A 9,417-nucleotide genomic window follows, 5' to 3' on the forward strand; every position below is an offset into this window, starting at 1 on the left:
TGCGGTCGGGTCAGGCATCGAGGAGGTCCTCGCACGCCAGGAGGAGCACGCCGATGCACCAGGCGTGCGAGAGCGTCAGGAGCATGCCTTTCGGCTGGTAGCAGGCGGTCTGGTAGAACCGCTCGCTCACCATCCCGCGGTAGGCGTTGAAGTCGCCGTCGCGGCGGGCGACGAACTGCCGGAAGCAGGCGAGGTTCTCCCGCACCGACGCGAGGTAGTAGTCGTCGCCGAGCCGTTCCCCCAGCCGCCGCAGCTCCGGCGCGCAGATCAGCCCGTAGGAGTGCAGGTGCTGGTTGGCGGGCGAGGCCTGGTCGGCGCCGCGGCTGCGGAACCCGTAGTGCCCGAGCAGCGTGTGCCGGTCGAAGTCGACGTCGTAGGTGTAGCGGAAGGTCAGCGTCCAGTCCGCCGCCCGGCGCGCCGCATCGACCCAGACCGGGTCGTCGTCGGCCTCGAGCAGCGCGACGTTGGCAAGGACCGCGAGGTAGCCGTCCTCGGAGCTGGGCGCGAGGTCGACGTCCTCCGGGGCGCCGTACAGGAACTCCTCCCGCAGCGCGTCCAGGTAGAAGCGGCCCGCCCGGCGCGCGGCGTCGAGGTAGCGGGGCTCGCCGAACGCCGCCGCGGCCTCCACCAGCGCCGGGACCCAGGCCAGGCCCGCCGTGCCGGTGCGGTCGAGCACGTCGCCCGTTGCGCAGTGGTACGCGGAGCCCAGTGCTCCGTCGGCCCGCTGCCCCCGGCAGGCGACGTCCAGGTTGGACCGGACCGCCGCCGCCCAGCCGTCGTGCCCCGGCGCCTCGACGACCGCACGGAGCAGGAACAGCGTGGCCTCGCCGAGCGTGCGGGCGTGCAGCCGGTTCCGGTCGGGGTGCCAGCCGACGTTCCAGCCCCCGGACGCCGTCCACTGGCCCCAGAACGTGCCCGCCGGGGTGAGGTTCGCGCAGATGTGGTCGAGTACGGCGGTTGCCGCGTCGACGTAGTCCGCGCGGCCGCGCCGGCGCCCGTGCCGCAGCAGGGCGTACGCGTACGGGATCCCGCTGATCCAGGAGACGTGCATCGCCTGCCGGTCGCCGCGCTCGCCCAGCGCGTGCCGGTCGAACGCGGCGGTCTCCAGCAGCACCGGCGGGTCGGGGCGGTAGTGCCAGCGGTACAGCCCCCACGCGGCGAGGTCGGCCGCCTCCTCGATCGGCACCCAGGCGGCGGCCTCGGGGTCCCCGGACGCCGTGCGGTGGTGGACGTCGCGGAGCACGTCGGTATAGGCGTGTCGGTCGGGGCCGAGCAGGTACACCGCGAACGCCGGCGTCACCTCCTCGCCGGGCCGCCACTCGTGGACGGGCACGTCGGCGGGCAGCCGTTGTGCCGAGCCGTCGTAGACGACCGGCTCCTCGCGGTACGGGAAGTGCAGGCGCAGCAGCGGGCGGTCGCCGTCGAGCGCGAAGCCGACGCCGGCCTGCCCGACCGGGCTGCGTTCGGTGGTCGCGAGCGCCGCGCCACCCTCGCCGTCCCACGCCATGACGGCCGGGGTCGCCGTACGGTCGGCCCGGAACGCCCACTCGGCGGACTCCAGCAGCGCCGGGTCGGGGTCGTCGGTGGTGAAGCGGGGGTAGCGCACCCGGCACGCGGCGGGCCGGTTCTCGCCGTAGAACGCGCCGGGGACGAGCCAGCCGGGGTCGTCGGACGCCCCGAGGGCGAGCTCGACCCGGATCCCGGCAGACACGGGCGTGTCGGCGACACAGCGCACGTGCAGCCGCACGTCGTACCGCCGCCCGTCCCGCGGCCCGACGACGAGCGAGGCGATGAACGCGCCGGCGTCCGCACCCAACACGGTGACCCGCAGTGGCCGCCCGCCGCAGTCCTCCGTCGCAGCAAGGTGGCTCTGCTGCCGTCCAGTGGCAGTAAAGCCACCTTGCTGCAGGTCGGGTGGGGCGGGGTGGTTGCGGTGCGTCACTGCGTTTCCCACTCCAGCAGGTCCGTTTCCACCACCTGGCGGGCGGGGTCGCGTGGCACCCGGAACGTCTTGATCTCACTCGGGCCGAACGCCGCCTTCACCGTGCGGCCCAGCAGCGGCAGCTCGATCGTCGCCTCGGCGGCGCGACCCGCCGTCTCGTAGGCGCGCAGGACGAGGTCGCCGTCGCCGTCCTCGGCGCCCTTGAGCACGGTGGGCAGCACCGCGTCGTCGTCGACGGCGAGGAACGAGCCCTGCTGCGGCAGGTCGCCCGAGTGGTAGGACTCCAGCAGCGGGAACGCCTGCTGGTTGAGCTCGGCGGCCCGGCGTACGGTGCCCGCCGCCCGCCGATCGCCCGTGTGCGGCAGCAGCAGGTAGGTGAACTCCTGCAGGCCCTGGTCGAGGTAGGCGTACTCCTCGTCGTCGTCGAGCTCCTTCGGCTCGTGCCAGGCGTACACCGGGCTGCGCGCCGCGGTGATCCCGATGTCGCCGCCGCGCACGTCGTGGCCGTACTTGCCGTCGTTCACCACCGACAGGCCGGCGCGCCGCCCGTCGGGGAGAGTGCCGGTGACGTCCACCCACGCCTGGGTGGCCTCCTCACTGCCGTCGGCCGGGCGCTCGACGCTGCCGTAGGGGATCTCGTGGGTGGCGGTGACGTCGCGCAGCACCGTCGGGAACCGCAGCTTGAGCATCCGCTGCTGCTCCCGCCAGTCCAGCCGCACCCGCACCTCGACGTGCCGCGCGCCCGCGCCCAGCACGAACTCCTCGGTGAGCCGTGACTCGCCGTACCGGCTGCGCACCCGCACGACCGCGCGTACCGGGCCGTGCTCGACCAGCCGCACCGACTCCGGGGCGAACTGCCCCGCCACGCGGTCGAAGGCGCGCACCCGGTGGCCCCAGGTGTCGGACTCGTCGACGACCACGACCGCGTGCCCGCCCGGCCCGGCCAGCTCGACGTCGGCGGCCTTGGCGTGCAGCCGCCGCAACCAGCCCGTGGCGGGGTCGATCTCGACGGTCAGGTGCTCGTTCTCCAGCACCGTGTCGCCCGCGCGGACGGCCGCCCCCGCCTCCTGCTCCGCCGCCGGTCGGATCCGGTAGGTGCGGTAGCCCAGCGGCGGGACGTCGGCGGCGATCACCAACCGGCGCCGCCATCCCAGCACGGTGGCCCCGGAGCGGGTGCGTTGCACCGGCACGTCGTTGCCCTCGTCGTCCACGACGGTGGAGCCGAATGCGGGAAAGCCGCCGAACTCGAACTCCACGTCGGCGCGCAGCCGCCACGGGTGCGGGTTGAACACGACCAGCGGGGTCATGTCCGGCTCGGCCGGGATGTCGATGCGACGGCTGATGGACTGGATCGCCCGGTTGAACGCGGTGGCGGCGATGGAGCAGGCGTGCCCGTACTGGTCGCGGCTGTCGACGTAGGCGGCCGCGATCGAGGCGCCGGCGAGCGTGTCGTGGAACTGGTTGAACAGCACGAGCTTCCAGGCCTCGGCGAACCGCTCGACGGGGTACTCGACGCCGGAGGTCACCGCGGCCACCGCCGACCACTTCTCCGCCCGCGCCAGGAGGTTCTCGGCGCGCCGGTTCCACCGCTTGACGTCCGAGTGCGCCGAGTAGCAGCCCACCGCGTGGTGCTGCAGCTCCCCGGCGTGCACCGCGACGTCCCCGCCGCGCTCCCGGACGCCGTCGAAGAACTCGCGCGGCGACGCGCAGCGCATCCGCGGCAGCGCGTCGACCGCGTCGAGCTTGCGGATGCTCTCGATGTTGGCCTTCGTCGGGCCGCCGCCGTGGTTGCCGACGCCGTAGAACACCATCAGCTCGGGCAGGTCCGGCGGCAGCTGGGCGAGCGACTTGTCCACCTGGTGGCCGAGGTCCCCGGGCGAGCTGCCGTACTCGTGCGGGATGCGGTAGGCGAGCACGCGCGACCCGTCCGGCGACTCCCACCAGAAGTAGGGGCCGGCCAGGGTCATCTCGTGCGGGCCCGGCCGCAGGAAGATGTAGGAGTCCATGCCGGCCTTGCGCAGCAGCTGCGGGATCGCGGCGTTGTGGCCGAATGAGTCCATGTTGCAGCCGATCGTGGCGATCGTCCCGAACCGCTCGTGCAGCCAGCGCTGGGAGTACAGCGCCTGCCGGACGAACGACTCCCCGCCCGGCAGGTTGCAGTCCGGCTCCACCCACCAGCCGCCGACGACCACGAAACGGCCCTCCGCGACCCGGCGGCGGATCTCGGCGAACAGCTCGGGATCGGCCTCCTCGACCCACGCCAGGTAGAGCACCGAGTCGCAGGTGAACACGAACTCCGGGTACTCGGCGATCCGGTCGACGGCCGACCGGAACGTCGCGCGCACCTCCTGGTAGCCCTCCGGCCACTGCCAGAGCCACACCGGGTCGATGTGGGCGTTTCCGATCATGTGCAGCAGCCGGTGCTCGGCCGGTGGCGACACGGTTCCCCCTCGGGTACGGCTAGGTCGGACGGGCGGGCTCCCCCGCCGCTGCCCACGCGTCGACCTGCTCGCTGAGCAGGTGCAGCAGCAGCAGGTGCATCTCCTGGATCCGGGCGGTCGTGCCGGACGCGACGATCAGCGCGTGGTCGGCGTGCGCGGCAGCGGCCCCGCCCCGCCCGTCGGCGCCGCTGCCGCCGAAGAACACCGTGACCGCGCCCTGCTCCCGCGCCGCGGCCAGCCCCCGCACCACGTTCGGCGATCGCCCGCTGGTGGAGAACGCGATCACCATGTCGCCGGGCCGGGCGAACCCGCGCACCTGTCGCGCGAACACGTCGTCGGCGCCGAAGTCGTTGCCGATGCAGGTGATCACGGACGGGTCGACGGTGAGGGCCAGCGCGGGCAACGGCCGCCGGTCCCGGCGGTAGCGGCCCACCAGCTCGGCGGCGAGGTGCTGCGCGTCGGCCGCGCTGCCGCCGTTGCCGAACGTGAACAGCCGGCCGTCGCGGGAGTAGACCTCGATCAGGCGCTCGGCCACGGCGGTGAGCTCGGGCAGCAGTGCGCCGAGCCGGCCGGCCAGCGCGAGGTGGTCGGCCAGCTGGTCGGCGGGCTTCTCGGCTGCCGTCACGTCGGCACCCCGTCGACGAGCCGCTGCTGCGCGACGGCGGCGGCACCGACCACGCCGACGCGGTCACCGAGGCCCGCACGTTCGACCCGCACGGCGCGCCCGGCCGGCGTCATCGCGGCAGCGCGCACGGCGGCTCGCGCGGGCCCGATCAGCGCCTCCCCCGACCGCGTGACCCCGCCGCCGAGCACGATCAGCTCCGGCTCCAGCACGTTGACGATCGAGGTCAGGCCGGAGGCCAGGGCCGCGACCGTCTCCTGCCAGACCCGGACGGCGACCGGTTCGCCCGCGGCCGCGGCGGCGGCTACGTCGGCGGCCGTGAGCCCGGGCGTGCCCAGCTCGTCCGCCGCCCGCTCCGCGATCGACGTGCCGGACACGTAGGCCTCCAGGCACCCACGGCCGCCGCAGCCCCGGCACGGCCTGCCCCGCCGGTCGACGATCACGTGGCCCAGCTCCGCGCCGTTCCCGCCCGCGCCGCGCCGGACCTCGCCGTCCACCACGATCCCGCCGCCGACTCCCGTGGACAGCGTCAGGTAGACCATGTCGCGGGTGCCCACGCCCGCGCCGTAACAGTGTTCGGCCGCCGCGGCGGCGGCGCCGTCGTTGTCGAGCGCGGCGGGCAGCCCGAACGCCGCGCCCGCCTCCGCGACGACCGGCACGTCCCGCCAGCCGGGCAGGTGCGGTGGTGCGAGCAGCGTGCCGCGGTCGAGGTCCAGCGGGCCGCCGCAGCCGATGCCGACCGCGGCCACGTCCCCGCCCGGCTCGGCCCCGGCCTCGGCGAGCGCCTTGCGGCCGAGCGCGAACAGCCGGTCGAGCACCGCCCGTGGGCCCTGCTCGCCCTGGGTCGGCACGACCAGGAACGAGTGCACCCGCCCGTCGGCGTCCACCACCCCGGCCGCCAGCTTCGTGCCACCGATGTCGAGCCCGAGCACCGACGGAGCCGTCCCCGCGCTCAACCCTTGCGCCCCTGCGTCGCGATGCCGTCGATGAAGTAGCGCTGGGCCAGGAAGAACACGATGATCATCGGCACGGTGGTGATCACCGTGCCGGCCAGCACGATCTCCCACTGCTGCTCGCCGCTCTGCCCGAACTGGTCGGAGATCGCCTTGAGGCCGCGGGGCAGCGTGAACAGGTCCGGGTCGCGCAGGTAGATCAGCGGCTTGAGCAGGTCGGACCAGCTCGCCTTGACCTCGAAGATGAACGCGACGATCAGCGCGGGCTTCGACAGCGGCACCGCGATCCGCCAGAACATCGTCCAGTAGCTGGCCCCGTCGATGCGCGCGGCCTCGAACAGCTCCCGCGGCAGGCCGAGGAAGAACTGGCGCAGCAGGAAGATGTAGAACGCGCTGCCGAACAGGTTGGCCGCCCACAGCGGCACCTGCGTGGTGGCGAGGCCTGCCGTGTTCCAGATCAGGTAGACCGGGATCATCGTGACCGCCGACGGGAGCATCATCGTGGCGAGCACCAGCCCGAACAGCAGGTTCCGGCCCGGGAAACGGAAGTGGGCGAACCCGAACGCCACGATCGCGCTGGAGATCGTGACGGCGACGGCCGCCGCCAGTGTCACCGAGGTGCTGTTGAGGAACCAGTTGAGGACCGGCACCCGCTCGAAGATCGCCACGTAGTTCCCGGGCGCCCAGTCGCGCGGGATGAGCCGGTCGTCGAACACCTGCTCACGCGGCTTCAGCGAGGCGCTGACCACCCACAGGTACGGGTAGACGAACAGCGCCGACGCGGCGAGCAGGAGCACCCAGAAGCCGGGCCTGCGCCAGCCCCGGCGGGGCTCACGGGAGCGGGACCTGCGCGCGGGTGCCGGCGGAGGCGGGACGGGTGCTGCGGTCTGCACGGCCACGCGCGATCACCTGCTCTCGTAGTAGACGAACCGCTTGCTGACCCGGACCTGGATCGCGGTGATGATCATGACGATGACGAACAGCAGCCAGGCCATCGCCGAGGCGTAGCCCATGTGCAGGAACTGGAAGGCCTGCTGGAACAGGTAGATCAGGTAGAACAGGGCCGCGTCGGTGGCCGCGCCGGACTGCGTGGACGGGCCGTAGAACGCGGCGTAGGCCTCGTCGAAGGTCTGCAGCGCGGCGATCGTCTGCACGATGAGCGTGAAGAACAGCGCCGGGCTGATCATCGGGATCGTGATCCGGCGGAACTGCTGCCACGCCGAGGCGCCGTCGATGGCGGCGGCCTCGTACAGGTCGGTCGGGACGTTCTTCAGCGCCGCCAGGTAGATCACGACGGTGCCGCCGACCGACCACAGGTTCATCAGCACCAGGCCGGGCTTGATCCACTCCGGGTCGGTGGTCCACGCCGGGCCGTTGATCCCGACGAGCTCCAGCGCCCCGTTGATCAGCCCGACCTGCCCGTTGAACAGCAGCAGGAACAGCACGCCGACGGCGACCTTGGGGGTGACCTCGGGCAGGTAGAACACCGTGCGGAAGAAGCCCGCCGACCGGCTCCCCACCCTGGCCAGCACCATCGCGAGCGACAGCGCCACGATCATCGTGCCGGGAACGATCATGACCGCGTAGATCATCGTGTTCGTCAGGCTGATGCGGACCTTCGGGTCGGTCAGCAGCTGCTGGTAGTTGTCCCAGCCGACAAAGGTGGTCTCCCGCAGGCCGTCGTAGTCGGTGAGCGACAGCACGAAACTGGCGACCATCGGCACAGCCATGAAGATCAGGAAGCCGACGATCCACGGGGACAGGAACGCGTACCCGGCCCACGTCTCGCGCCTGCGGAACGCCTCGAAGCGCCTGCGGGGCGGACCACCGCGGGCCTCGCGGTCGGCGACGAGCCCGGTGCCCGCCGCGCTGGGCGGGTTCGCGCCGGTCATCCGTCAGCCCTGCGGCGCGGCGTCGAGGGCCTGCTGGGCCTCCTGCTGGGCCTGCGCCAGCGCCTCGGCGGGCTGCTGGCCGCCCTCCAGGACGCGGTTCACCGCCCCCTGCCAGGCGGTGCGGAACTCCGCACCCGCCGGGGAGGCCGGCATCGAGAACGCGTGCTCCTGCGCCTCCAGCACGGCGCTCACGGCCGCGTCGTACACCGGCAGGTCGTCCAGCTGCACCAGCTCGCTGAAGATCTGTTCGTCGGCCACGTGATTCGCCGTGTAGAGGCCGGTGAACGCCTCGCCGTCGGCCTTGCGCTGCTCGACCCGGGCGCGGGCGGCGGCGACCCAGCTCGGCGCGTCGCTCATCGTCTTGATCCAGGTGCAGGCCAGCTCCGGGTGCGCGCTGTCGGTCGGGATCGCCCAGGCCGAGCCCGTGACGAAGTCGACGGGGCCGCCCTGCCGGTCCTGGAACGGCGACACCACGAGCGGGACGTCCGGCGAGTTGCTCGCGACCTGGTTGAGGTACCAATCCTCCATCGGGAACGCGGCCATCTGGTCGGCGGCGACCGGGTTCTGCTCGCCGAAGAAGTCGAACGACTCGCGGAACGCCTTGAACTTGCCCCAGCCGCCCTGCTGCTCGATCAGCCCGACCGTGTACTCGAGCACCTCGACCAGGCGCGGGTCGTCGAGGTTGGCGGTGCGCCCGTCCGCACTGATCATGTCGACGCCGTTGGCCTTCGCCCACAGCGGGAGGAACTCGGGGATCTTCGGGTCGAAGCCGATCCGGGCGAGGTCGCCGTTGGCGTCGATGCGCGTGAGCTGCCCGGTGGCCTGCGCGAGGGCGTCCCAGTTCGCGGTGCTCAGGGCGGCGGGCTCCAGGCCCGCGCTCTCCAGCGCCGCGTCGTTCATGAGCACGACCCGGTTGTTGAAGAACTCCGGCAGGCCGTAGACCTCGCCGTTCAGCGTCACCTCGCCGAGCGCAGCCTCACGGTACTGCGACAGGTCGACGTCCTGGCTCTCGATGCACTCGGTGAGCGGCATCAGCGTGCCGCGGCCGGCGTAGGTGCCGATCAGCTGCCGGTCCATGAACACCATGTCGGGGGCGGTGCCCGAGGCCACCGCGGAGAGGAACTGCTGCGCGTCGAAGGCGCTGCCGCCGACCTGCACGGTGGCGGGCGCGATGGCCTCGTTCGCGAGGTTCGCCCTGACCTCGGCCACCTCGTCGCCGAGCCCGAAGCCCATCGTGGTGAGCACCGCGCCGCCCTCGGGCGTCTGTTCGTCACCGCCGCCGACGCCCCCGCATCCGGCGAGGACGAGGGCGGCGGTGGCCGCGACCGCAGCACACCGGCGGTTGCGCTTCGAGCTCATCTGGTCCTCCACGTCGTCGGGGGGAAGCCGTTCGGCCGAGCTGGCAACGATTGCACATGGAATCGTTGCCAGAAGCTACGACGCCGTTCGGCGGAGCGTCAAGGGCCGCCCGAGGGTTTCCCCGGGAACGCGACCGGGCGACTCACGTGCCGGGAACGGGCGACTCGCGTGTCGAAAGCGGGCGACTCGCGGGATCCCAGATCGGAAG

General features: G+C 72.8%; 7 protein-coding genes. All 7 read right to left on the reverse strand.

All coding sequences use genetic code 11. The features are described from left to right. Positions 1-10: 10 nt before the first annotated feature. From KME75_RS03960 to KME75_RS03990, 7 genes are read right to left on the reverse strand one after another with little or no spacing between them, the layout of a single operon-like run. On the reverse strand, positions 11-1,954 hold the full coding sequence (locus KME75_RS03960) for a YyaL domain-containing protein (RefSeq protein ID WP_219413135.1): 1,944 nt from the start codon (positions 1,952-1,954) through the stop codon (positions 11-13). After that, positions 1,939-4,383, reverse strand: coding sequence for an alpha-mannosidase (locus tag KME75_RS03965; protein ID WP_219413136.1), 2,445 nt, complete (start codon positions 4,381-4,383; stop codon positions 1,939-1,941). Before KME75_RS03965 ends, KME75_RS03960 begins: the two co-directional genes overlap by 16 nt. 19 nt (positions 4,384-4,402) lie before the next feature. Then, positions 4,403-5,008: a D-sedoheptulose-7-phosphate isomerase gene (locus KME75_RS03970; RefSeq protein WP_219413137.1), complete on the reverse strand. Its 606-nt coding sequence runs from the start codon at positions 5,006-5,008 to the stop codon at positions 4,403-4,405. Beyond that, positions 5,005-5,961 carry an ROK family protein gene (locus tag KME75_RS03975; protein ID WP_219413138.1) on the reverse strand — a complete coding sequence of 319 codons (957 nt, stop codon included), beginning with the start codon at positions 5,959-5,961 and terminating at the stop codon, positions 5,005-5,007. The genes KME75_RS03970 and KME75_RS03975 overlap by 4 nt, the downstream gene beginning before the upstream one ends. Continuing rightward, positions 5,958-6,857, reverse strand: a complete 900-nt coding sequence (locus tag KME75_RS03980) for a carbohydrate ABC transporter permease (protein ID WP_308282536.1) — start codon at positions 6,855-6,857, stop codon at positions 5,958-5,960. Before KME75_RS03980 ends, KME75_RS03975 begins: the two co-directional genes overlap by 4 nt. A gap of 6 nt (positions 6,858-6,863) precedes the next feature. Continuing rightward, the gene (locus KME75_RS03985) at positions 6,864-7,850 is read right to left on the reverse strand and encodes a carbohydrate ABC transporter permease (RefSeq protein WP_219413139.1); all 987 of its coding nucleotides are present in this window, start codon (positions 7,848-7,850) and stop codon (positions 6,864-6,866) included. Positions 7,851-7,853: 3 nt separating this feature from the next. After that, positions 7,854-9,209 carry an extracellular solute-binding protein gene (locus tag KME75_RS03990; protein ID WP_219413140.1) on the reverse strand — a complete coding sequence of 452 codons (1,356 nt, stop codon included), beginning with the start codon at positions 9,207-9,209 and terminating at the stop codon, positions 7,854-7,856. Positions 9,210-9,417 lie beyond the last annotated feature (208 nt).

Source organism: Pseudonocardia nigra (assembly GCF_019396355.1).
GTDB lineage: Bacteria > Actinomycetota > Actinomycetes > Mycobacteriales > Pseudonocardiaceae > Pseudonocardia > Pseudonocardia nigra.